This is a genomic window from Kribbella pittospori, assembly GCF_004331465.1.
GTDB lineage: Bacteria > Actinomycetota > Actinomycetes > Propionibacteriales > Kribbellaceae > Kribbella > Kribbella pittospori.
On record NZ_SJKB01000035.1, the window covers coordinates 15652 to 40182 of the forward strand.

Genomic DNA, 24531 nt, shown 5'->3' on the forward strand with positions numbered 1-24531 from the left:
AGCCGGTATCGCCTCGGTATCGCCGCCGTTGACGGACGGCTCGTCACGGTCGACAGTCGAGGGGTGGGTATCGCCGTTCTCGGCCCGCTCACGATCGAGGGGGGACAGGGGGAAGCGAGGGTTCTCGCTCGGCGCGATCGGATCGTCCTTGCCAGCTTGACTGTGCGTCCCGGTCAGGCGGTCAGCGCGGAAGAGCTGGCCGACGTGATCTGGGGCGACCAAGTGCCGCCGTCCTGGCAGAAGATCATCCAGGGCTGCGTTGTCCGGCTGCGCAAGGTGCTCGGGTCCGGCGCGATCGAGACGGTAGGGCTCGGCTACCGGCTGGCGGTCTCCCTCGACGAGATCGATGCCCAGCGGTTCGAGCATGCGGTGAGCCGCGCCCGGGATCTGCTGGCCGTGGACGAGGCCGAACGATCCGCGCTGGTGCTGGCGGATGCGCTGATGCTCTGGCGCGGCAGGCCACACAGCGACCTGGACGGCTGGGATGTCGCACGGATCGAGGTCGAGCGCTTGACCGAACTGCGCCAGGCGGCCGAGGAACTGTACGTCGAAGCAGCCTTGCGATCCGGCCAGCACGACAAAGTGCTGGCCAAGGCGCGCGCCCTGGTCAGCGAAGCGCCACTGCGGGAACGACGATGGGCGCTCCTCGCCACGTCGCAGTACCAGACAGGTCAGCAGGGCGAGGCGTTGCGGACGATCCGCCGGCTGCGCGAGGTGCTGGACCGCGAACTCGGATTGGACCCGAGTCCCGACATCGACGCACTGGAGCAGGCCATTCTGCGCCAGGACCCAACCCTGGTTGCCGAAAGTGCGCTCCCGGAACCAGACGCTGTCTGCCCGTACCGGGGCCTCGAGTCGTACGACGTGGAGGACGCGGACGGCTTCTTCGGTCGCGGAGCCGACATCGCCGCGTGCCTGCACAAGCTGGCCGACACCCGAGTGCTGGCCGTCGTCGGACCATCTGGCTGCGGCAAGTCGTCCCTGGTGCGCGCCGGTGTGGCCGCCGCGTTCCGTGCCGATGGCAAGCGAGTGGCCATCATGACGCCGGGTGCACATCCGGTCTCCGCACTGGCGGCCGCGATGCCCGGGACGGGGCCACCGCCGGTTCTGGTCGTCGACCAGTGCGAGGAAGTCTTCTCCTTGTGTCATGACGCCGCCGAGCGCGAGACGTTCCTCGCCTCCCTGAGCTCCCTCGAAGGCATCGTCATCGTGTCGTTGCGCGCCGACCGGATCGCCGACATCTCCGCGCACCCGGCCTTCGCCCGGATGGTCGAGCAAGGCCTGTATCTGCTGTCCGGTATGACCCGGGAAGCGTTGCGATCAGCGATCGAACAGCCTGCCCGGATGGCTGCCCTGACGGTCGAGCCCGGCCTGACGGACCTGGTCGTCAACGAGGTCGCGGATGAGCCGGGCGCCCTGCCGCTGATGTCCCACGCACTGGCCGAGACCTGGCAACGCCGCGAAGGCCGCACACTGACCGTCGCGGGGTACAACGCCTCGGGCGGAATCCGCGGTGCGGTCGCGCAGTCGGCCGAGCAGATCTACGAGCAGACGGCTGCGGAACAGCGCACGGTACTGCGTGACCTCCTGCTGCGACTGGTGACGCCAGGACCGGATGGCGAGCCGATCCGCAGCCGCCTGCCGCGCCGCCTCGTCGTCACCGGTCCCGCGGACGACGCGATGGTCGATCGACTGGTCGCGTCGAGACTCGTCACCAGCGACGACGGTGTCGTCGGACTCGCTCACGAGTCGCTTGCGCGGGCCTGGCCGCGGTTGCGGCAGTGGCTCGACGACGACCTGGAGGGCCAGCGGATCCTGCACCACCTCGCGGTCGCGGCCGACTCCTGGGACGACCTCGGCCGCCCGGACAGCGAGCTCTATCGCGGCAGCCGCCTGGCCAAGGCCTCGGATTGGCAGGCTCACACGAGTTCAACCCTGACAGCGACCGAGCAGGACTTCCTCGCCGCGAGCACACGAGCATCGCAAGCCGAGCTGCGCGCCGCCGAGGTACAGGCGCGCCGCCAGCTCAGCATCAACCGCCGCCTCCGAGTCGCGCTGGTCACAGGGGCCTTCCTCCTCGTCGGCGCCCTCATCGCCGGCCTGATCGCCGAACGGCAGGCCGACCGAGCCGACCTGGCTGCCACCAGCGAACTGGCCCGTCAGGTGGGCGCTCGCGCTCAACTCACCGACGACATCAGCTACTCGCTGCTCCTCGCCACGCACGGCGTCCGCCTTCAGGACTCGCCGGAAACCCGGGCCAACCTCGTTGCCGCAATCAACAAACACCCCGGCCTCGTCCGTTCCGCTCCCGCTCCGCTCGGCCGGATCGAGAATCTGGAGGTGTCACCGGACGGCCGGCGAATCGTCTCCGGCGACAGCCGGGCCACCGTTCAGCTGTACGACGCGACGTCGGGGGAGGCGCTCGATTCTTACAGCTTGGGCGCGGTCGGCATCGGCCCACACGAAGTCGTCATCGACGAGCAGGTGTACACCACTGCGCGGTTCAGCCCGGACGGCCGGCTGATCGCGGCGTACGCCGCGAACGGGATCGGGCAGCCGCTTGATCCGACGCGTCCGCTTCGCCTGCTCAGTGCGGGCGCCCTGGACGAGGTGCCGCAGCAGTTGGCCCTTCCCGAGCCAGGTGACCTGCGCTTCCACAGCCTGGCCTTCAGTGCTGACGGTCGCTATCTGGCTGCCGGAGTTCAGAAGGGGCTCGAAGTGGCCGGAGACGTCGCCTTCGGATTGGTATGGGATCTCCGAGACACCCAGCGGCCGCCGCGGTGGGTCGCCCTTCCGCGCGGTGCTCAAAGGGTTGCCCTGAGTCCTGACGGCCGGACGATCTACTGCTCGTCGCCGCTGATGGCGTACGACGTGGTCACCGGCAAGGCACTGTGGCCGCGGCAGGGTCTGGCCGGCGCGCTGAGCATCGATGTCACCTCTAGCGGCTCCCTGCTGGCGGTACAGCAGCTCGAACCGGCGGGCCTGCACAGCGCTGCGACGGCATTGGTCGACGCCCGCAACGGCAATACGGTCAGGGTGCTGCACAGCCAGACCGACGGGACTCGCGGCTTCGCCTTCTCCGCCGACGACACCAGGATCGCCACAGCCGACTACAACCGCGAGGTCGTGGTCTGGAACGCAGCTACCGGAGATCCGATCCAACGGATCCAGACCGGCGAGGTGTCGTGGGCAGTCGCGTTCAGCCCGGACGGGAGGACGCTCTACACGGGTGGTAGTGAGGGAATCCTGCGCGCCTACGACCTCGCCGGACAGCGGCAGTACCTCTCCCGCGGCCCGTCCGCTCCGGCACGCCGATACCTACACGTCCTTCCCTCCGACGACGGCCGGTCGATCGCCTACCTGTGGCGGGACGCGAAGGGCTCCTGGGTGAGCTTCAGCGACCCGGCGACGGGGCGCACGACGAGACCGACGAGCCTCGGGCTTGCGCTGAACGGAGGACCGTGGATGCCGGCGGCCTGGCACCCGAACGGCAAGCGGCTGGCCGTTCACGACGCGCACACGATCTCAGTCGTCGACGCCGGTAGCGGCAGACTGCTCAAGCAGGCGAAAGGCTTGGACATCAGCTCGATCGCCTATGTCGACAACGGCAGAACGCTGTTGGCAGGCAACGCGAAGGGGTACCGGGCGTTCGACGAGGGTCTGGAGCACGAGACCGTCGATTTCGCCCGGCGCGCAGCCTGTTGTACCGCGCCCGCCCCCGACGGCCGCACCTCGGTGTTCTTCGACGACTCGCCCAGCTACGCCACCGTGCATTGGCAGATCCTCCGGGTCGAGACGGGCCAGGTGCTCGCGCAGGGCGATGCGGATCTTGGCCTCAACTACGCGAGCTACTCACCCGACGGCAGCATGATCGCTCTGGCCGGTGCCAGCAGCGAGGTGTTCACCATCGACGTGGCCACGGGTTCATTGCGACGCGCACCGACCCAAGGGACCAGCGACGAAGGCGTGTTCGTCCGCTTCTCGCCGGACGGATCGACGTTGGTGTCCGGTGCGGAGGACGGCACAGTGAGTCTGTGGGACGCGCACTCCCTCGAACTTCTCGGAAAGGTGAGCGTCGCAAGCGGGGGCAGCCCGGTCGGCGCGGTCCCGAGTTTCGTCAACGACGACGTCGTACGGATCGCGGCGTACGACGGGGTGATCTATCAGTGGGACACGCGGATCGAACACACGATCGCTGCCGCCTGTGCGATGGCCGGCCGCAACCTGACCGCCGACGAGTGGAACCAGGCCTTCGGCAACCGCCCCTACGAGAAGACCTGCCCCTGAACTGCCTGCCGCGCGACCCGGTTGCCGTCCGACGGCAGAACGACAGGCTGCACCAGACCGATGCCAACGGCAACCTCGTCGGCTGCTCAGTGGTGTGCGAGGCGTTGGCGTAGGCCGGTGGCTCGGAGCGCTCGGTGGTCGAGGGCGAGGCGAACTGCGGCCTCGGCTCCGACGATGCGGACCTGGTCCTGGGAGCGGGTGACGGCGGTGTAGAAGAGTTCGCGGGTGAGCAGTCGGGAGTCTTCGCCGGGCAGCAGCACGGTCACCTCGGCGGCCTGGCTGCCTTGGGCTTTGTGGATCGTCATCGCGTGCAGGGTCTCGACGTTGCCGAGGCGGCCGGGGGCGAAGTCGAGCCGGCCGCGCGTGCTGTCGATGTAGACGCGCAGGGAGCCGTCCGATCGGCGCACGGTGACGCCCAGTTCGCCGTTGTAGATGCCGAGTCCGTAGTCGTTGGCGGTGACCAGGATCGGCCGGCCGACGTACCAGGTGTCCCAGAGTGGGTCTTCGGTCTCCTCGGTGATCCAGCGCTCGACGGTCCGGTTCCAGTAGGTGACGCCCCACGGGCCGTCGCGGTGGGCGCAGAGCAGGCGGTGCCGTTGGAGTGCGGCCAGGGCGGCGTCGGCGTTGCCGGCTTCGGCAGCTTCCCGGATCGCGAGTGCGTCGGGGAGCAGCGCGGATCGCAGTGCTTCTCGCGGGTCCTCGTCCTCGATGAACGTCACCCGATCGCCACCACGGCGGAGCACGGCGAGTACGTCGTCCGGTCGGTTCTCACGGACCGCGAGCGCCAGTTCGCCGATCTCGCTGCCGAACCGGTGGGACGTGCGCAGCTCGGCTGCCTTCGCGTGTCCGCCGGCCACCAGTCCTTCGACCAGGTCCGCCAGGACCGCACCGGCTTCGATGGAAGCCAGTTGGTCGGGGTCACCTACGAGCACCAGCCGGGCGTCGGGCCGTACTGCCTCCAGCAGGCGCGCCATCATCGTCAGCGAGACCATCGAGGTCTCGTCGACGACGACGATGTCGTGCGGCAGCCGATTGCCGCGGTTGTGACGGAACCGGGTCGACGAGTCCGGGTGCCGACCGAGCAGCATGTGCAGGGTACGGGCGTGGAAGTTGCCCAGTCGGGCAATGTCCGCGTCCGAGAGGCGATGGCGCATCTCGTCGCGGACAGCTTCCTCCAACCGAGCTGCGGCCTTGCCGGTCGGCGCAGTCAGCGCGATCCACGGACGGCGTTGGCCGGCCTTCTCCGCCTGCTCGGCGAGCAACGCCAGCAGCGCCGCCACTGTGGTGGTCTTGCCGGTGCCAGGACCGCCGGTGAGCACGGTCGTCCATTGCCTGGCCGCTGTCTGCGCTGCGATCCGCTGCTCGTCGTACGACGTACCGGGGAAGAGCCGGCTGAGTCCTGCCTGCAGTGCGTCTTCGTCGGCGATCACCGGAGCCGGCTGGGCGGATCGGCGGCGGAGATCCTGCTCGACCTGTTCTTCCTCTCGCCAGTACCGGTCGAAGTAGAGGCGACTGCCTTCGAGCCGAAGCGGCTGCGGTGCGGCGAGCAGTGGGCTGGCCGCGACGGCCGCCAGCCACTCGCCGGGGTCGGGCCAGTCCAGGTCGGTGCCGTCCGGACCGACCTCTTCGCGGACCTCGGTGAGGTCGAGGCAGACGGAGCCCGCCCGCACTGCCCGGACGAGCAACGCGCACGCGAGCGCGACCGACTCGTCGCCCTCGCCCAGCATTGACGTCAGCCGAGTGGCGACATGGACGTCGGCCGCGACCAGCACTCCGGCCTGGTTGAAGTCGCGCAGCCTCCCGGCAGCGGTGAGCGCCAGTGAGGCGTCGAATTCGTCGGCGGTCGTGGTCACCGGGTCCTCCCGTCGAGGAGGTCTGACAGCTCGACCACCAGAGCGGGCGGCACTGGCCAACTGAAAACGCCGGCTGGGTGGTCGTCCTGGAGCGGAGTGTCCGGGCCGCACATTCCTCGTAGGTACAGGTAGATGACCCCACCGAGATGGAGGTCGGAGTCGTACGCCGGCAGCCGCCAGCGGAGGTACCGGTGCAGCACGACCGAGTACAGCAACGCTTGCAGCGGATAGTCGGAGTGCAGCATCGCAGCGGCGAGCTGGTCGCGTCCGTAGTCCGCCGAGGTGGTCGGCTGTTCGGGGTCGCCGAGTCGGTTGGTCTTGTAGTCCACCACGACGAAGCGATGGCTGTCGCCGGACGGGATCCGCAGTACGACGTCGATCGAGCCGGAGAGGTAGCCGCGCAGGCTCTGCCGGCCGAGAAGCGGTTGTTCGAGGCGGTCGGCGTACGCGACGAGTGGGTCGGATGCCGGGAGGTGACGGCGCAGCAGCGGTGCTAGGTCGGCCAGGCGTACGTCGGCCGCGACGGCCAGATCGCCTCCGGCCAGCGGGATCTCGAACTCCAGCTCGCGGAGCCGGTCGCTCAGGCCGAGGGCACCGAGGGTCAGTCCGGGAGCCAGCGGTCCGAGTGGGGTGGTGTGCAAGGGCAGCAAGGCCTCCGCCAGGACGTCCGGTGTCACCTCGACCCGCCACATGCGCAGCTGCTCACGGACCCGTCGGGCCAGCTCGGCCTGGAGATCAGGTGCCTGCGGGTCGGCGTCCTCGAGCACAGCGTGCACGAGCGAACCGAAGGTTGCTCCGACCGGCAGCCCGTCCATCGGAGACTGCAGCGCCTCGCCCGCCACGGCGCCCGGTGCCGGCAGGGAGTCGACCGATTCGTCCTCCAGGCCACCGTCCTCGTGCTCACTGGCCACGCCGCTCACTTGCGGCTCGGCCGCGCGGATCAGCCCGGAGTACGAGGTACGACGCCAGGCAAGATCGACCTCTCGGGAGAATGACGCGACCGTGAGCCCGGCCGGCAGCTCCGCACCCACGGACTCGAGCTGCTCGCCGATCACCGACTCCTCGACGACCGGCCCACCGGCCTGCTGCCAGCGCCGGAGCCAGACCAGCACGTCGTCATCGGACGCCGCCCGCGGCAAGCTCTCGGGCACCGCCGGATCGCCCTGTTTGCGACCACGCAGGAGCCGCGAGATTCCACCGTTGATCTCGTCCCAGGAAGGAGCCCACCAGGCAACCACCTGCGACTGCGCACGGGTCAGCGCGACGTAGGTGAGCCGGATGTCGTCACCGGCGACCTCGGTCCGCCAACGCCGCTCGTTGGCCTGGTAGCCGCTGTGGTTCCGCCCACCGATGTCGAGACTTCGTACGCCGTTCTCGTGGAACAGCAGGAGTTCCTCGTCGTCGAAGATATGGCGGTTGAAGCCGAACGGGAGGTAGACGACGGGGTACTGCAGGCCCTTGCTGACCCAGACGGTCATGATCTGGACAGCCGCGGCGTCACTGTCGAGCCGCCGGGTCCGCTCGGTCGTCCGTCCCCTGCCGGCGCGCTCGGCGCGCAACCAGTCGAGCAGTGCGGGCAGCGCGAACCGCTCGCGATGTGCGGTCTCGTGCAGCAACTCGGCGAGGTGCGCCAGGTCGGTCATGTCTCGCTCGCCGGCCCGCCAGGCCAGCACCCGCTCCGGCATCCCACTGAGTTGCGCAGCCTCGAAGACGGCAGCGACTCCGCGCGTCCGCAAGTGGTCGGCCCACGCGCGCAGCGTGTGCCCGATCCGGTCTGTCAGCTCGTCACCGCCGGCGTGCAGGCTCTCCGCGGTCTCCCCGAAGAACATGGTGGTCGCCGCAGCGCGTACCAGACCGGAGCGGTGCGGTTGTTCGAATGCCTCGAGGAGACACAGCCAGTCCTTCGCGGCCTGCGAGGCGAAGATGTCGAGGTCGCCCGAGTAGACCGCGGGGATCCCGGCGGCGGCGAGCGCCTCGCGGCAGGCCCGGGCGTCCTTGTGTGCCTCGACGATCACGGCGATGTCACCCGCGCGCAGGGGGCGATCGTCGTACGTCGCTCGGGCCGCGAGCAGCTGACCGATGTCCGCGGCGAGGTCGCGGGCGATGTGGTCGCGGAGGTCGTCCATCGGGATGCTCTTGCGGCCGGCCGAGCCGAACTGCTCCCGCCGGGCGACCCGCAGCCGGAACGGCGCCTCGGACGGTGCCCCGGCGAGCCGGCTGCCCTGATGACGCGCGGCGACCTTGTGGACGACGATGTCGTCGTGGCCGAGGCGCGCGTCGCCGAGCACGACCTGGAGGCAGTCGACGAGCGGCTGGTCGCTGCGCCAGTTCGTGTCGAGGGTACGGCGTTCACCAGCGGTGCCCGCGGCCGTCAGGTACGTCGCGATGTCACCGCCACGGAAGGCGTAGATGGCCTGTTTCGGATCACCGATCAGCACCAGCGTGCTGTGCCCGTTGAACGCGGTGTCGACCACCTTCCACTGCACCGGATCGGTGTCCTGGAACTCGTCGACCATGACCACCGACCAGCGGCGTTGCATCCGCTGACGCGCGGGTGCGACGGGGTCCTTCAGCGCGTCGGCGAGCCGCGTCAGCAGGTCGTCGTACCCGAGGATGCCGAGGCGGCGTTTGCGGTGCTCCATCTCGGTCAGGACGGCTCGCGCGAAGCCGACGCGGACGCTCTCGGGTGAGCCATCGGCCGGTGTCGCGGGCACCAGCCGCGTGTGCGGGTTGCCGACGACCTTGGTGGCGATCTCGAGTGCGGTGGCTCGGGTGATCGGCGGTGGCTGCGCCGAGCTGCCGAAGCGCGCGAGGTACAGGTCGTCGACGACCTCGGTGACGAGCGGTCCGAGGTCGTCGACGAGCGTGACGCCGGCGTCGGTGTCACCGGCGACGCCGAGTGAGCGCAGTACGAGTTGGCAGAACTGGTGGGTCGTCGCGATGGTGGCGGCGTCGAAGTTGGCGAGCGCGTCGCGGAGGCGGCTTCGGCGCTCCGCGACTTCGTCCGCAGTGCCGCGCACGAGGTGGCCGAGCAGGCCGGTGTCGTCGGTCCACAGGTCGGGCGTCGCCGTGGCCTGTTCGGCCCGCAGCAGTTGGGCGCGCACCCGGTCGCGGAGTTCCTGGCTCGCTGCGCGACCGAAGGTGATCAGCAGCATCTCGTCGAGCCGGGCGGCGCCCTCCGCGACGTACCGGGTGACCAATCCGGCGAGCGCATAGGTCTTCCCCGTACCTGCGCTCGCCTCCAGCACGGTGGTGCCGGTGGGCAGTGGACCGAGCAGGTCGAACGACTCGATCACGGCGCCGCCTGCTCGAAGCGCAGCATCGGTCCCCAGAGCCGGGCGGCGTAGGCCCCGAGCCGGGTCGACTCGCCTGGTTGCTCTTCACCTGGGCGGGTCGGTTGCAGAAGCACGTTCAGCAACGTGTTGGGCCCCCAGACGCGGACATGAGCAGGATCGGCGTTCTCGCCGTCGTAGTTCGACGGACGCCACCGACGGCCGGCGGCGATCGTCGGATCGTCGTGGGTCCGGCGCGCCTGGTACCAGGCGTACGACGTCTTGAGGGGCAGCGGCAACGGTTCCCGGCGGCCGGCGTCGTAGATCGCGACCAGATCGGCGAGGAGCGCACCGGCCTCCGCGCCGACCGGACCGAACAGCCGGACCGCGGGTGCGTGGCCCCGCGCGGCCCGGCCGATGACGAGACTGGTCCAGTTGTGGTCCTCGTCGTCGGCGGACAGCGCGAGGAGTTGCACCCACGCGCTCAGCAGTTGTTTGGCATCGAGGCGCGAGTAGCTGACCGGCACCAGCCGGTACCCGTACAGGCCGGGCACGGTGCCGGTGAGGCGCCGACCGTTGCCGAGGTCAACATCCACGTCGAACGCGCGCGGACTGCCCTGCCGATGGGGATGGGCGCCGACCGCGAGCCCGCGGGCGGCATCACGGATCTCCGTTGCGGTGCGCCAGCCCAGTCTGCCGGGCGGCAGCGTTCCTCGTCGCCATTCGGCGTTGAGCGCGGCGTCGGGATGGATGCCGGCCAGCATGTCGCGGAGCATCCGGTCGCCGACCGACCACTTCTCCAGGTTGTCGATCTCGACCGGCATCGCGTCCGACACCCCGTCGACCTCCCAGGGCAAGGTCAGGTCGAGCGCCCGGAAGAAACCTTTCACCGGGTCACGGAAGAAGGCCAGCAGCTCGGCCAGCCCCACGTCGTCGGCCGCGGGCACAGACAGCGGACCGGCCAGGAACTCCGGCCGCGGTGGCCGGGATCCCGCCGCCGCCCGCCCCGCGAGCAGGGCGGCCGGGTCGAAGGTGAACGGACCCGGCCGACCGAGTCGGCCCGGCTCGAGGTTCTTGCCGTCGAAGGGCTGCAGTGGATGTCTGATCAGGACCGCGTCCCGGACCTCCGACTCGGTGCAGCCGTCGAGAGCATCGAGGAATTCGCCCAGCGGTACGGCGGGTGGCCGCGGCTGACCGGAGTACTCGTTCGCTCCGGTGTAGGTGATCACCAGCGACTCGGTCGCGGCCAGGATCGCGTCGAGCATGAGCTGGCGGTCCTCGCTGCGGACGTCGCGTTCGCCGGTGACCGGGCACCTGGCCAGTACGTCGTCGCCGTCCGCGAGACCGAAGCGCGGGAACACGCCGTCGTCGAGCCCCAGCAAGCAGACCACGCGGTGCGGGACCGAGCGCATCGGCACCATCGTGCAGACGGTCAACGTGCCGGTCCGGAAGCTGGCGCGGGTCGGGCGCCCGGTCAGATGGGCGGACAACAACGCCCGGACGTCGGGCAGCCTCAGCGCCGTACCGGCGAGGCTGCCGGCATCGGCCTCGACGCCGGCGAACTCGCGCTGGACCTGGCCGGTCTGCCAGGTGTCGTCGGGACCGACCCGGGTCAGCTGCTCGATGCCGGCGTGGAGTGTGTCGAGCCATTCGGCGAGCGGCCGCGCGCCGTCCAGACGACTCGCGATCAGCTGCAGGCGGTCGACGTACTCCGCGAATCGGCCGGCCAGATCGATCCGGGCACTGCCGACGTCGTCCAGCGGCAGCGCGGTGTCGATCCAGGCGTGCGCGTCGGCGGACATCGTCACACCGCTGACCACCCGGTCGACACCGAAACGCCAGGTGTTCTGCGGGTACTCGGCCAGGCCGAACTGCCGGCGGTCGGTGCGGTCGAACGCCCACCGGATGCCCGACTCGCGGACCCACGCGGTGATGGTGTCCAGGTCGTCATCGGTGAACCTGAACCGGCGGCGGACCGGCTCGGCCTGGGCGAGGTCGAGCACCTGGCTGGCGGTGGCCCTGCTCCCGGCGAGGTCGAGCAACTGGGACGCGATCCCGAGCAGTGGATTCGTCTGGGTCAACGACCGGTCTGCCAGCTGCACCCGCAGCCGATGGGCGGGATGACTGTTTCCACCGAGGTCACCAAGCCCGAACCGGGCGGTGATCAGCGGGGCGTAGGTCTCGATGTCGGGGCACATGACGAGAATGTCGCGCGGCTCGAGCGTCGGATCGGCCTGGAGCATCCCGAGCAGTACGTCGCGCAGTACGTCGACCTGCCGGGCAGCGCCGTGACAGGCGTGCACCTGGACGCTCCGATCGTCCGCCGCCATGCGCCGGCCGGCGGGGGAGACGGTGTTGTCGCGCAGGTCCTGTTGCAGCCAACCGAGCAGAGTGTCAGGTGCCGCAGGGGGCGCGGAGTGGTCGTCGACGGCCGCCGCCGTCGCAAGCGTCAGCTGCAGCTCGCGACTGTCTCGTCCAAGCATGGCCAGCAGTGGGTGATCAGCCTCCTGATGGCTCTTGTCGAGCGATCGATCACCTGCCGTGGTGCCGGCGGCCTTCAGGCGCTCCCACAGCGCGCCGCTGGGATGCGGCAGCCACAGGTGTACGTCGCGATGCTCCGCCAGCGCGGACAGCAGCTCGACCTCCGTGATCGGGAGCCGGGTGTGCCCGAACAGCGACAGGCGCTCCGGAAGGTCGAACGACGTGGGCCGATCGCGGAGCTCGGTGAGCGTCGCAGTGTGGCGCGCGTTCGGTGGTGGCGCATCGATCCGGTCGGACAGTCGTCGCCAAAGCTCGGGCTGCCACGCCAGGTCGTCGTCGACCGCTGCTCCGCGGCCGTCGGTGTCGCGGCCCTCGGTCCAGTCCGCGAGCAGCGTCGGCCGCTGAACGGCGTACGCCGCGAAGAGCCGTGCCAGCCGTGCCGCGACCGCATACCGCCGGCCGTGGCGCAGCTCGGCCTCGGTCCCGGTGTCGAAATGGCCGAGATGCCGGGCCACCGGCTCGCACCAGACCTCGTCAAGGGACTCATCCAGTACGGCGAGCAGCGGCCAGGCCATCGCCTCAGCCGCCCACGGGTCGTCGTCGCCGAGCCCCAGCACCGCGGAGACCACCGACCGCGGCGAGCTGAACCGGATCCCGGCGCACACACCGTCGCCACCCGCGGGCGCGGCCCCCAGCCGGTGCGAGAGCCGCTGCGACAGCCAACGCTCCACACCTCGGGCCGGCACGACGACGAGCTCCTCTGCGAACGGGTCCGCCGGGGGCTCGGCGAGCAGGTCACCCAGTCCGCGCGCGAGTACGTCCGTGCGCTCCGCACGATGCAGGTACAGGGTCACCGACGCAGCATCCCACGCGCGACCGACGCTCCGTGGATCGACGCTTCCGCCGGACGAATCCGGAAGTGTCCGCCGAATGTCCGGTCGGTGACCTGGGGCGGGGACGTGCGTCGGCGAAGGATCGACAGAGGCGGCTCGGACGAAATCCGAGCTTCGAACGACGTTCTCAGGAGAGTTCATGCACGACACCCGTGATCAGGTCTCGCCCTTGCCGTTGATGCAGCTGTCGATCGGCTTCTGGTCGTTCAAGGCGCTCGCGACGGCCCACGAGCTGGACCTGTTCGCCCGTCTGTCCGGTACCGATGGTCGCACCGTCGACGAGCTTGCCGGGCTGCTGGGCGTCGAGCCGCGGCCGGTTGAGTTGCTGGTGACCGCGTGTGCGTCGGTCGGGTTGCTGGAGCGCCGGGACGGGCGCTATGTGAACAGTGCGCTGGCTGAGGAGTTTCTCGTTCCTGGCAAGGCGTACGACTTCGGGGGTTGGGTGCAGATGCTCGACCGCAGGCTGTACCCGGCGTGGGGGAGGCTGACTGAGGCGGTGCGGACCAATCGGCCGACGAGCTGGAATCCCGACGAGCAGGAGCATTTGTTCGCCGGCGAGGACCCCGAGCTGTTGGCCGTGTTCTGGGAGGCGATGCACTCGCTGTCGACGCTCACCGCGCGCGAACTCGGCGCGTACGTCGACCTGTCCGCCTCCACCGCTCTCCTCGACATCGGCGGTGGGTCCGGGGCTTTCGACATCGAGTTGTGCCGGCGCTATCCGAATCTGCGGGCGACGGTGTTCGATCTGCCGCCGGTTTGCGAGATCGCGTCGAAGAAGCTTGTGGCGGCAGGGTTCGCGGATCGGATCGCGGTCGCGGCGGGTGACTTCCTCGCCGATCCCGAGCTCCCGGCGGGCCATGACGTCGTACTGCTGTCGATGATCATGCACGACTGGACGCCGGAGCAGGATCTGGCGATCTTACGGAAGTGCTTTGAGGCGTTGCCGTCCGGCGGCCGGATCGTGATCAGCGAGCTCCTGGTCAACGACGAGAAGACCGGCCCACCCGCCGCCGCCCTGATGAGCCTGAACATGCTGGTCGAAGCGGTCGGCCGCAACTACACCGCGGCTGAGTACGAGCAATGGCTCCACGCCACGGGGTTCGTCGACGTCCAGACCGTGACCTTCGAGGCTCCCGGCGCGAACGGCGCGGTCATCGCCCACAAACCGTGACGGCATCGGCCGGACGTCCGGGCAGGGCCAGGAGGTAGTCACGTCCCCACGGTGCGGCTCCGCCCGGGGAGACGCCGCGCGGCTGCACACGCGCAGGTCCGGTGGGATCTGGAGCCGGCTCCAGGGCGGGTGTTAGGTTCTTGGTGATGACGACGTACTCGCCGGCCGAGGCGGCCGCACAGTCCGGGTTCAGCATCGATACGCTGCGCTATTACGAGCGCGAAGGCATTCTGCCGCGTATCGAGCGCAGCGCCGGTGGCCGGCGCGTGTACAGCGACGGCGATCTTTGGATGCTTGGATTCCTGCGCTGCCTGCGGGACACAGGTATGTCGATCGAGCAGTTGCGTCGGTACGGCGAGTTGAGCCGTGACGACACCACGATGCCGGAGCGAGTCGCTTTGCTCGAGGAGCACGCCGCCTCGATCCGGACGCGGATGGCCGAGCTCGACGGGATCCTCGCGCGAGTTGAGGAGAAGACGGACTGGTACCGAAGGGAACTCCGCCGTACGCGGGATGCGACGTCCTGACCCACTCGGGCATCGGGGCTGCTCGAGCGTCGTCGGCTATGCGCCGTCCAGCGTCGCCAGTTCATCCTCGGTGAGGATGGTGGACGCACCTACCACGGCCTGCTCGATCTGTTCGACGCTGCTGGCTCCGACGATCGGGGTCAGTGCCGGGCTCCCGGAGGCCAGCCACGCGAGCACCACCTGGCCCGGTCGGAGTCCGCGCGCAGCAGCGACGCGGGTCAGTGCCGCCAGCCGTCGTTCGGTGCCGGGGTGTCGGTACTCGGTCTCGAGTTTGCGGTCGTTGCGGTCGTAGCGGCCCTGGAGGGTGGCGGTGTAGACCCAGCCGTCGAACGACGGGTTGCGTCGCAGGAAGTCGAGGCCGTCCGGTGACAGCATTCCCAGCGGGATCGGCTGGCCCTCCACGGCCATGCCGCCGGCGGGCTGAAGGTAGGAGTAGCGCTCCTGGTAGGCGGCTGGTTGCGGATGGCCGGCGCGTTCGGCGGTGGCCCGGATCCGCTCGACCAGCCAGGACGGGTGGTTCGACACGCCCCAGCGAGCGGTCAGGCCGTCACGGACCAGGCCGCCGAACGTCTCGACCAGGTCCTCCACCGGAACGGTCGGGTCTTCGACGTGCGCCCAGTACAGGTCCACTCCATCCACGCCCAGCCGCTCCAAGCTCTGTGCCATGGCCGCGCGTACGACGTCCTCGCGCAGCCCTTCGAGGTCGTCGGGGAACCCGCCGACCCGCGTGGGCTGGGCGCCGACCTTGGTACTGAGGCGGACGCGGACCCCAGGGTTGGACGCCAGCCAGCGGCCCAGCAGCGCCTCGCTCTGGCCGCCGAAGCCGGTGTCGGAGGTCCAGAAGCTGTAGTTGTCAGAGGTGTCGATGAAGGCTCCGCCCAGTTCGGCGTACCGGTCGAGGATCGAGAAGGCAGTCCGTTCGTCGACCGTCGTGCCGAAGTACATCGCCCCGAGGGCCATCGTGGGTGTGTTCATGGCACCACCCTGGTTCCTGGAGCGCGCTCCAGGTCAACCCGCGATTTCACGACGGGACCGCAGAGTTCGGTCGGTACGTCGTAGTTCTCAGCCGTCGGAGCCGACGAAGGTCTTGAAGTCCGGATGCTTTTCCAGGAAGCGTGCGACGCTGTTGCAGTAGTTCACGACAGGGCCGCCCGAGGCTGCAAGATGAGGAAGAGCGGTGGCGATCAGTGTGGTGCCGTAGCCGCGCCCTCGCTGGTCCTCGCGCACCATGGCGTGCGTGATGGCTGTCCTGTCCGGACCCTGCTCGTAAACGAGGAGTGCGACTGACATGCCTCTGTCGAGCAACTCGTAGAATCGGTCCAACTCGCGATGCACCACTTCGATCCCGCCGCTGCGATCCGTCACGCCAAGGTCGCTCACCGGCAGGACCCGGTTCGCGTCGAGGCTCTGGCGATCAGGCACACTGGCCGCCGCGGGCATCGCCGCGGCTGTCTGGTCTTCCGGCGGGCCGCTCTGCCCCGGCGGCGGTGCGTTGCCACTCATGTGTGCGCTCCTCTCGTCGTCACCTACCAAGGTTGCGTGCTTCCTACCGTTTGAGTCGACGGCAGGCGTCGGATCTGGGTCGAAGTGGCGGAGGGTGACGCGCAGCGGTGAGCGTGATCGGCAGGGGATCGGAAAGAAGGGCCCTCTCCACGGCCACCAACCTTTCGACGACGAATCCGCATCCGAAGGGAGGCGGCGTCGGGATCGGTCATCGAGTCCCGACGCCTACGACGAGGTGGCTGACTGCAGAGACGTTGCGCGCCATGGAAGCCTCGCCCTGGACGGCTATCTGCCACGCCAGGACGTGCTCGATGTAGCGCAACACGTCCAAGATTGCGTCGCCTGCGCAGCACACGTTGGCCAGCTGGCCGCGACCGCTGCCGTGCTCGGCGCCCGACTCGGGACACGAGAGATCGGATCGGCAGATACGGCAGCGGACGGCCGGGCAGGCACGCGCATGACCGAGTCGCAGACGGTCGACCAGAGCCAGCGGGTCCTCGCGGCGCTGGCGCGCGCGGCAGACCCCGAGCACGCAGACGACCTGGTGCAAGAGACCTGGGATCACTTTCTCAGCGCGACACCCGCAGAGGTCCCCGGGCGTGAAGAACTCGTCGGGTATCTGTTGCAGCGCATCGACGACCAGCACAGGCAGGAGGATGTCACCGCCGGCGCGTGGGCGGACAGCCTGGTGAGGCATCACTCGCACAACGCAGCCGATCTCGCGGAGTCGGACCTGCCCCCTGATCCGGGTGCATATGGCTCCCTCCGGGAGCTGGCCGATCTCGATGCGCTCGACCCCGATGCCGACCAGGCGGAACTCCTGTTCCCGGACCTCTACAGCGACGGACCCGACCAGGGCGGGTGGACGAGCCCGCCGAGTGCGTGGCCATCGGTCACCAGGCTGCTGGGGCCGGACGCGGAAGTGGAGACGTCCGAGCTGTACTCCGTCGTCGACGCCGCCCTTGACGAACTGCCCCAGAATCTGGGCGACGCACTGTATCTGGTCGACATCGAAGGCCATTCGCTCCAGACGGCCGGTGGGCTGCTCGACCGTGAACCCGCTCGGCTCCAACGAGACCTCGCTCGGGCGCGTCGCCAGGTGCGCGCGCGTGTGAACGGCTATCTCGCCGGCCGGTGACGAGGACACGCGTTGAGCATCGAACGGACCCGTCCGGCACGGACAAGACACAGGAGAGCGTGATGGACCTCGAACGGGCCAAAGAACTGATCGCGGCAGAGCGCGAGCGGGTCACCGAGTTGCTGAGGACGGCTGCGGGCGCACGCCTGGATGACAACGCCGCCGAACAAGATGCGGGGGACGGCGACACCGATGGCGCGCAGCCGCTGGAGCACGAGGAGGTCGACAGTGCGGTCCAGAAGAGCCTGCAGGGACGACTCGACGCCCTGTCGCGAGCTGAGAAGCGGCTGGCGGATGGCACCTACCAGATGTCGATCGAGAGCGGTCTGCTCATCCCGGACGAGCGCCTGGAGATCGATCCGGCCGCCGAGCTGACCGTCGACGAAGCGGAGCGCCACCAGCACCATGACTACTGACAACGCGACCAGTGGCTCGATACACGTGCTCATCAACTCGATCTCTTCCCAGTTCGAAGCGATCGGATGCGGTGAAACGATAGGGATCCTGGCCTACGCTCGGGCAGGTAGGCACTTCGACCTCCGACACACGTTCGTGCTGCCCGCACGGCGCGGCAGGGGTGTTGCGGGTGCCCTGGTGGCCGCGGCGCTCGACGCCATTCGCAGCGCGGGCGGTACCGTCACACCGTCCTGCAACTTCGTCAGCGGCTTCCTTCGCGACCACCCCGAGTACGACGACCTCAGGGCCTCCACGCCTGTCCGTCCAGGGCCGGCGCCGTGGACGTGCGGCCTTCCGGGGATCACCCGCGAGTCTCTCGGCGCGGTCTTCGACGTCGAGGTCGAACAGATCGTCACCCATCGGCTCCGGCTGCGTCCGTGGATGCTGAGCGACACCGACAGCGCGTTCTCCATCTTCGCTGCCGAGGTGGTGGATCGCTGGATGCGACCCACCATCGGACAGGTCGAGGACAAGCCGTCCATGAGGCGCCTCCTCCAGAGGTGGATTGCGCAGGCGGACCAGCTTCGGCGCCCCGAGGGCCGCTGGGCGGTAGAGCTGGTCGATTCAGGCGCTCTGGTCGGAGGAGTCGCCCTGCTCGAGACGACATGGTCCGGGACCCGCCGCCACCTCATATCGGGCGCGCTGGCGACGCAAGCGGTTGGGCGAGGCCTGGCTGCCGAGGCCGGACACGCTGTGATCCAGTCCGCGTTCCAACTGAGCGAGACGGCCGCGATCCATGGTCTCGTTCACCCCGCAAACAGGCGAGGAGCCGCGACGTTCGAGCGGATCGGGATGACCCGTGCGCCCGGCGTGCAGCACTATCGCGGTCTCGCAATGCACCTGTACGGGATCGAGCGAGGTCATCTCGAGCGCCCGCGGAGGTAGACCGGGTACTGCCGGAGGCAATACGAGCCTGACGAACGGCAGCCTCAGCCAGCGAGGCCTTCAGGCGATCGTTCCTCCTCGAGCGAGGGCAACTGGGTCTCGACGGGCGTGGTGGGGAGGCCGCTGGCGGCCGGGTCGAGGTCGATCCTGCGGGTAGTGGGCGTGTCCGTCCTCGCCTGAGCGGGCTCGGGCCTTCGGGTGATGTACGCCCGGATGCGTCCCGCCGACCGGACCGTGCGGTACTTCTCCTCGACCGACTGGTCCAGGGCCTGCGTCGCGACGCGGCGGCGCTTGCTGGTGATCATGTACGACAGCCAGATGCCGGCGCCCCCGGCCAGCATCAGGATCACTCCGACGGTGGGCAGGTTGATCGCGTCACTGCGGTCGCGCAGACCGAAGGCGAGAATGGCGCCCGTGGCCATCAAAAAGATCCCGAACCCAATACTCATCATGCGCCTCCCTTGACCGGGCTCTCACGAGCACCCAGTACCCGCTGTCAATCGTCGGACCAGCGACAGACTGCCTTGGACGGGCCGGTCTGATGGAATGGGCGGATGACCACGACAGAGTCCCGTCCGACGCTGCGGTTCGAAGATCCGGACAGCCAGGCGCTGTACGGGGCGATCTACGAGGCGGCGCTCGAGAACCTGCTGGGGACCAACACCGTTCCGTTCGGCGACATCCACGCCAGGAGCGGGCTGATGGATCAAGCGGTCGGCATGGTCCGGGCCGGTGGCGGCTACGAGCAGCCGTGGACCCGGGACGCGACGATCAACAGCTGGAACGCGACGAGTCTGCTGGCGCCGGCGCTCGCCGCGAACACGCTGTGGGCGGTGGTCGAGAAGGATGCCGCGGGCAAACTCAGGGTGCAGCAGGACAGCCAGCAGTGGGATCAGGTGGTGTGGACCGTCGGCGCCTGGCACCACTATCTGGTGACCGGCGACCGGGACTTCCTGCAGAGTGCGTACGACGTCGTCACGAACACCCTCGACCTCCGCGAGCAAGCCGCGGTCTTCGGCCCCGACGCGCGCTACGGCCTGTTCACCGGTCCGTCGTTCTTCAACGACGGCATCTCCGGCTTCCCGGCGCCGATGGCGGACGGGATCGAGTCGCGGGGGAGCGAGAGTACGTCGTACCCGGACGTCGTCTCGGCCATGTACCTGAGCACCAACGCGCTGTACTACGCGGCCTACACGCGCGCGGCCGAGATGGCGGACACGCTCGGCCGGCCGGCTGACGGCCACCGCGCCAAGGCGGCGGCGATCAAGCACTCCATCAACCAACACTTCTGGAACCCGCGGACCGGAAGCTACAACTACGAGCTCATGGCCGACGGAACGCAGGGCGCCTACCAGGAAGGCGCGGGGCTGGCGTTCGCCCTGCTCTTCGGGATCGCCGACGGCGCACAAGCCAGTGCCCTGATCTCGCATGCGCATCGGATGATCTGGGGAATGCCCGACACCTATCCGCACTGGGACAGATACTCCAGCGCGGAGCCCGGACGGCACAACGCGATCGTCTGGCCGCTCGTCCAAGGACTCTGGGCGAAGGGCCTGGCCAAGCACGGCGACCTGGAGGGGTTCGCGACGGAGACCAGGCTGCTCGCGGAGTTGGTCAGGGACAGCGGCGGTTTCTGGGAGATCTACGACGGGAACACCGGTGCCGTCGAGGGCGGCTACCAGGGTGCAACCGGCGTACTGAAACGTCGCTGGGACTCGGAGCCCGACCAGACCTGGTCGGCAACGGCGTTCATCGACATGATCCACACCGGGCTGTTCGGGATGGCGTTCGACGACTGCGGCCTCACTTTCACGCCGAGCCTCCCGCCCGGCTGGAGTGATGTCACGCTGAGCGGCTTGCGGTACCGCGACGCCAGCCTGAAGGTGACGCTCTGCGGTACGGGCAATGTCATCCGCTCGTTCGAGCTCGACGGCAGCCCGTGCGGGGAGTTCGGCGTACCCGCCTCCCTGCACGGAGACCACACGATCGACATCACCCTGGCCGAGTCACCGATCCAGCGCAGTTAGCCGGCACAGCCATTTGTGATCCGGGTGGGCGCCCCGTCCGAGGGCGCCCACCCGCTCGTCGACATGGCCAGTTGCTCAGCTGGCGGCGATGCCCTCCGCGCCGGCTGCGTTGGGGACGACAGTGCTGCTGGTCTTGGTCAGGGATCCATCAGACTCGATCCGGAACGCGTCCACAGCTCCGACCTTCCCCGTCTGGACGTAGATGTAGCGGTTGTCCGGGGTGACGGCGGCGTCGACGGTGCCTTGACCTGTTGCGGTGTTGCCGAGGGCAACAGGCGAGCCGTCATGCTCCGCGCGATATCCGGACAGCGAGTTGCTGCCCGCGTTGGACAGGTAGTAGTTGCCGCCGGCGCCGGCGATCCAGCATGTCGCCATTTGCCCGGTTGGGGTCCGATTCAGAAGGCGCAGGCGATGACCGCGCTCGACCGCGTAGGTCGCGACGGTATTCGTGCCGGCCTCGGCGACGGCCAGATGACCGAAGCGGTCGAAGACCGCCGCGAACGGAACGTTGCCGGCGTCGTCGACAACCACGGGAGCCTTGGCGAGTTGCGCTGGGACGAAGCTGCCGAACACGAGCAGACTGTTGCCGGCTGCCTTGGTCGTCACGATCACCGAGGACCCGTCCGGAGTCACGACAACCTGGCCCGGAGTGTGCGTGAACTCCTGCGCGCCGGTCGTGACAGGCAGGCCGAGGGCGCGATGTTCGCTGTGCAGCGGCACCAGGTGGCCGAGAATGCTGACATAGCCCTGCACTGCGCCACCTGCGCGGGCATTCAGGACATACACCTCGGCGCCGTGGACGGCGACGCTGACGGGGAACGTTCCCCCGGAGTTGATGATCTGCCGGCGAATCAGCCGGTCGCCGACGACACCGAACACCGTCACGGTGTTGCTCCCCGCGTTGACGACGTACAGGGTGCGATGTGCCTTGTCGTAGGTGAGCGATCCTTGCGAGGCAAGGCGGTCGACCGCCGCGCCGTCAAGGGATCCGCCGCGACCACCCGTTGGGTACGTGCCGGCCTGGTGCAGGGAGCTGTCGGCTGCTCGGCGGTAGGCCACGACCTGGTTGCCCGCGGGATCATCGGTCTGCACAAAAACCATGCCTTGCTGTGCCGAACCAGGTGGGGCGATGGCGGTCGCCGGCGTCGCGACGAGTCCGATCGTCAGTGCAAGACCGCAGACAGCCACAGCGGAGACAGTACGTTTCATGGTTCTCCTCATGGAACCTCAATGGTGTTGATCCAAGTCCCGGTGTCGCGGCAACGATCTGCTCTTACCTGCACACCGGCGGTTTATTGAGATTTCAGCTACCTGTAACCAGCCGTGACGGCCCCAGGGCATCGAGGGTTCGGTTCTCGATGCCGCGGGGTGTTCAGACGAAGGTGAACAGTTCGTCCGCGTCGAATCGCGAGATCGGGTTGCTGTACTGCTTCTTGGGGTCGGGGTAGCCGAGCGCCAGCAGCACTGTCGTGGCATGTCCGGTTTCACGGATCTTGAACGCCTTGTCGACACTGGCCGGGTCGAAGCCCTCAAGTGGCGTGGCTTCGACGCCGAGCTCAGCGGCCGCCATCATGGTCAGACCCACCGCCATGTAGGTCTGCTTCTCCATCCAGTGATTCAGGTCCTTGTAGCCGTAGTTGCGCAGGTTGAGGAAGTCGCGGGTCATTGATTCCCACAGTTCCTGCTTTGCCGGGTCGGGGAACCGGCCGTCGGCCCGCTCCTTGTTGAATACCGCATCGATGTGGCTCTCGGGCAGATCTGCCCGAGTGGTGAGGATGATGGTGTGCGAGGAGTTCAGAATCTTCTCGGCGTTGTCCTGGAATCGTTCGCCCAGGTTGTCCGCCAGCTGCTTCTTGCCTTCGTCCGTCGCGAGGACATAGAAGTGGTTCGGCTGAATGTTGGTCGACGAGGGCGTCGAGCGCAGGAACTTCAGCAGCTGCTGAAGAGTTTCCTCCGGGATCGTCTTGCTGGGGTCGAAATACCTGGTGAGGTGCTTGCCCATGAGCTTGTCGAGATCCATGTCAATCTACTTTCTTCTTGCAGTGAATATGTGAGGAGCGGTGGTTGGTGGGGTTTGGTCTAGTTCTTGCTGCGGGCAAGTAGTTCGCCGACGCGGTCGAAGCTGATGCCGGTCGCGGCCGACGCCAGGTCGCCCGCGACGAGAGCCTTGGTGGCTTCCTCGAGTGCCCCCATCGCGTGGACGTAGAGCCACGGACCCAAGCTGATCCGTTTGACCCCGGCCTTCTGTAGCTCAGCGACGGTCAGCACCTTGTCCGACGGTGACACGAGGACATTGACCGGTGTCGGCGCGACCGCGGTGACGATCGCGTTGAGGGCGTCGAGGTCAGGTGGGTACGGGGCGAAGAGCACATCCGCGCCGACCTCGGCGAAGGCCGTCAGGCGCCGGATGGTGTCGTCGAGATCGGGTCGGCCCTGGATGAAGTTGTCAGTGCGCCCGGTGACGACGATCCGCCGCTTGGCCGCGTCGACGGCGCTACGTACGCGATTGACTGCTTCGTCGAAGTCCCGGATCGGTTGGCGGGGATTGCCGGAGGTGTCCTCGATGCCGATGCCGGCCAAGCCGTACTCGACGGCGGCTTCGACGGTCGCTGCGACGTCTTCGGGCGTGTCGCCGTAACCGTCTTCGAAGTCGCCGTTGATGGGCAGCTCGGTAAGCCGGCCGAGTAGTCCCGCGTGCTCGAGATGCTCGTCGCGGGTGATTTCGTGGCGTCCGTCGGCCCTGCCGAGCGTGGCGGCGAGCGCCACCGACGAGGTCGCGATCGCCTCGAAACCGGCATCGGCCAGCATCAACGCCGAGAGGCCGTCCCAGGCGTTCGGCATGACGAGGCCACTGTCGCGGGTGTGCAACGCCATGAATTTCTCATAAAGGTCGGAGCCCGGCATATCGCATCTTTCATGAGTGATCGTTGCGGTCGGTGAGGGGCTCACCGGACCGTGAGTACGGCGTCGACAGCGGTCGGCCGATCAGCCGTGCAGACCGGCGGAGGTGACGACGGGGATGTCGATGTCGGTCTGGCTGACGTTGTCTATGAAGTTGGGGAGTTCATTCGTGACACAGCGAATCGGCCTCCGGTAGGGGTGTGTGACTGGTTCGCGTCGAGCCCAAGCCGGTTCTTACTGCCGCAGGGGCCGATCCCGTGCAGCGGGGACATTCTGGGCTGGCTAGCCCACTTACGGCAGTTAACACTGACCGATACTGGGCTGTCAAGCCCAGTTTGCGGTATCGTGTGAAGCATGGAAGCCACTACGGGAGCTCGAGTGCCGCCCAAACTCACCGGCAGGGGGCAGGCGACGCGCGCCCGCATCCTGGAACACGCGGCGGATCTCATCTACGCCAAGGGTGTCCACGCCACGAACAACGAGCAGCTTCGACGCGCCGCCGGCGTCAGCGGATCGCAGCTCAACCACTACTTCCCGACCAAGGAGAGTCTCGTCCTGGCGGTCATCGCGTGGCAGGCCGAGCGTGTCCTCGCGTTCCACCGCAGTGAGCGATTCACCGGCTTCGACAGCCTCGACGGGTTTCGGGAGTGGGCGGACTACTACACCGCCTATGAGCGCGCCTACCACGAAGGATGCAGCCTCGGCTCACTCGCGAGCGAGATCATCAAGACGGACCTCGACGTTCACGAGGAACTCGCTGGAGCGTTCGATCAGTGGAGAGACATCTTCCGTGACGGACTTCTGCAGATGCAGCGACTCGGCCGCCTCAACGCGGACGCGGATCCCGCGCGGCTCACCAATCTGCTTCTCTCCGCGTACCAGGGCGGCATGCTCCTCGCTCAGATCGCCCGGGATGTCACCCCGCTGAAAGACGCGTTGTCTGCAGCCATCGACTACCTGCAGACCTTCACGACCTCCCACGAAACGGACGCGCCCCAAGCTACAGGCCCCTTTCAATGAACACCGTAAGATCCGCGCCTAGACGGTATGAAGTGACCGCTCGGGGTTGCTGGGTGGTTGCGGGCCGGGGCCTCACTCGCACAGATTCGTGGGTTGCCGAGTAGGGGCTGCCTGCTC

The 24531-nt window shown here is 68.3% G+C and carries 17 protein-coding genes; 8 read left to right on the forward strand and 9 right to left on the reverse strand.

Features of this window, described 5'->3' with window-relative positions; genetic code table 11:
- Positions 1–63 precede the first annotated feature (63 nt).
- A complete protein-coding gene (locus E0H73_RS44305; RefSeq protein WP_337590352.1) occupies positions 64–4287 on the forward strand; it encodes an nSTAND1 domain-containing NTPase in 4224 nt (1407 codons plus the stop codon).
- Between the two features lie 86 nt (positions 4288–4373).
- Here the strand turns inward: E0H73_RS44305 and recD are convergent, their stop codons facing one another.
- Genes recD through recC form a run of 3 tightly spaced genes read right to left on the reverse strand, consistent with a single transcriptional unit; the run spans position 4374 to position 12747 of the window.
- A complete protein-coding gene (gene recD, locus E0H73_RS44310; protein WP_131367159.1) occupies positions 4374–6140 on the reverse strand; it encodes an exodeoxyribonuclease V subunit alpha in 1767 nt (588 codons plus the stop codon).
- The gene (locus E0H73_RS44315) at positions 6137–9436 is read right to left on the reverse strand and encodes a UvrD-helicase domain-containing protein (RefSeq protein ID WP_238164673.1); all 3300 of its coding nucleotides are present in this window, start codon (positions 9434–9436) and stop codon (positions 6137–6139) included. Before E0H73_RS44315 ends, recD begins: the two co-directional genes overlap by 4 nt.
- On the reverse strand, positions 9433–12747 hold the full coding sequence (gene recC / locus E0H73_RS44320; RefSeq protein WP_131367161.1) for an exodeoxyribonuclease V subunit gamma: 3315 nt from the start codon (positions 12745–12747) through the stop codon (positions 9433–9435). The genes E0H73_RS44315 and recC overlap by 4 nt, the downstream gene beginning before the upstream one ends.
- Before the next feature lie 178 nt (positions 12748–12925).
- Here recC and E0H73_RS44325 point away from each other — a divergent pair, with 178 nt between their 5' ends.
- Complete coding sequence (locus E0H73_RS44325) at positions 12926–13957, forward strand: methyltransferase (RefSeq protein ID WP_202867906.1); 1032 nt, start codon at positions 12926–12928, stop codon at positions 13955–13957.
- Between the two features lie 146 nt (positions 13958–14103).
- Entirely contained in the window at positions 14104–14484 is a 381-nt protein-coding gene (locus E0H73_RS44330) for a MerR family transcriptional regulator (RefSeq protein ID WP_131367163.1), read from the forward strand.
- Between the two features lie 36 nt (positions 14485–14520).
- On the opposite strand, the gene E0H73_RS44335 is transcribed toward E0H73_RS44330, so the two are convergent.
- Together E0H73_RS44335 and E0H73_RS44340 are read right to left on the reverse strand one after the other, a co-directional pair.
- On the reverse strand, positions 14521–15459 hold the full coding sequence (locus E0H73_RS44335) for an aldo/keto reductase (protein ID WP_131367165.1): 939 nt from the start codon (positions 15457–15459) through the stop codon (positions 14521–14523).
- A gap of 87 nt (positions 15460–15546) precedes the next feature.
- The gene (locus E0H73_RS44340; RefSeq protein WP_131367167.1) at positions 15547–15987 is read right to left on the reverse strand and encodes a GNAT family N-acetyltransferase; all 441 of its coding nucleotides are present in this window, start codon (positions 15985–15987) and stop codon (positions 15547–15549) included.
- Positions 15988–16081: 94 nt separating this feature from the next.
- Here E0H73_RS44340 and E0H73_RS44345 point away from each other — a divergent pair, with 94 nt between their 5' ends.
- The 3 genes from E0H73_RS44345 (at position 16082) to E0H73_RS44355 (ending at position 18466) form a co-directional block, all read left to right on the forward strand.
- A complete protein-coding gene (locus E0H73_RS44345; RefSeq protein ID WP_131367168.1) occupies positions 16082–17125 on the forward strand; it encodes a sigma-70 family RNA polymerase sigma factor in 1044 nt (347 codons plus the stop codon).
- 62 nt (positions 17126–17187) lie between these two features.
- Complete coding sequence (locus E0H73_RS44350) at positions 17188–17541, forward strand: TraR/DksA family transcriptional regulator (protein ID WP_131367170.1); 354 nt, start codon at positions 17188–17190, stop codon at positions 17539–17541.
- Positions 17531–18466 (forward strand): GNAT family N-acetyltransferase, encoded by a 936-nt coding sequence (locus E0H73_RS44355; RefSeq protein ID WP_131367172.1) that lies wholly within the window; start codon positions 17531–17533, stop codon positions 18464–18466. Before E0H73_RS44350 ends, E0H73_RS44355 begins: the two co-directional genes overlap by 11 nt.
- A gap of 44 nt (positions 18467–18510) precedes the next feature.
- On the opposite strand, the gene E0H73_RS46875 is transcribed toward E0H73_RS44355, so the two are convergent.
- On the reverse strand, positions 18511–18915 hold the full coding sequence (locus tag E0H73_RS46875; RefSeq protein ID WP_202867907.1) for a DUF6458 family protein: 405 nt from the start codon (positions 18913–18915) through the stop codon (positions 18511–18513).
- A 105-nt stretch (positions 18916–19020) separates the two neighbouring features.
- Here E0H73_RS46875 and E0H73_RS44365 point away from each other — a divergent pair, with 105 nt between their 5' ends.
- Positions 19021–20493 (forward strand): MGH1-like glycoside hydrolase domain-containing protein, encoded by a 1473-nt coding sequence (locus tag E0H73_RS44365; protein ID WP_131367174.1) that lies wholly within the window; start codon positions 19021–19023, stop codon positions 20491–20493.
- Between the two features lie 75 nt (positions 20494–20568).
- Here the strand turns inward: E0H73_RS44365 and E0H73_RS44370 are convergent, their stop codons facing one another.
- From E0H73_RS44370 to E0H73_RS44380, 3 genes are all read right to left on the reverse strand, one after another.
- Positions 20569–21702, reverse strand: coding sequence for a lactonase family protein (locus tag E0H73_RS44370; protein WP_238164674.1), 1134 nt, complete (start codon positions 21700–21702; stop codon positions 20569–20571).
- A gap of 163 nt (positions 21703–21865) precedes the next feature.
- Positions 21866–22513, reverse strand: coding sequence for a nitroreductase family protein (locus E0H73_RS44375; RefSeq protein ID WP_131367178.1), 648 nt, complete (start codon positions 22511–22513; stop codon positions 21866–21868).
- Between the two features lie 59 nt (positions 22514–22572).
- Positions 22573–23367, reverse strand: a complete 795-nt coding sequence (locus E0H73_RS44380; RefSeq protein WP_202867908.1) for an isocitrate lyase/PEP mutase family protein — start codon at positions 23365–23367, stop codon at positions 22573–22575.
- Between the two features lie 381 nt (positions 23368–23748).
- On the opposite strand from E0H73_RS44380, the gene E0H73_RS44385 reads away from it, so the two are divergent.
- Positions 23749–24414, forward strand: a complete 666-nt coding sequence (locus E0H73_RS44385; protein WP_131367182.1) for a TetR/AcrR family transcriptional regulator — start codon at positions 23749–23751, stop codon at positions 24412–24414.
- The last annotated feature ends 117 nt before the right edge of the window (positions 24415–24531 follow it).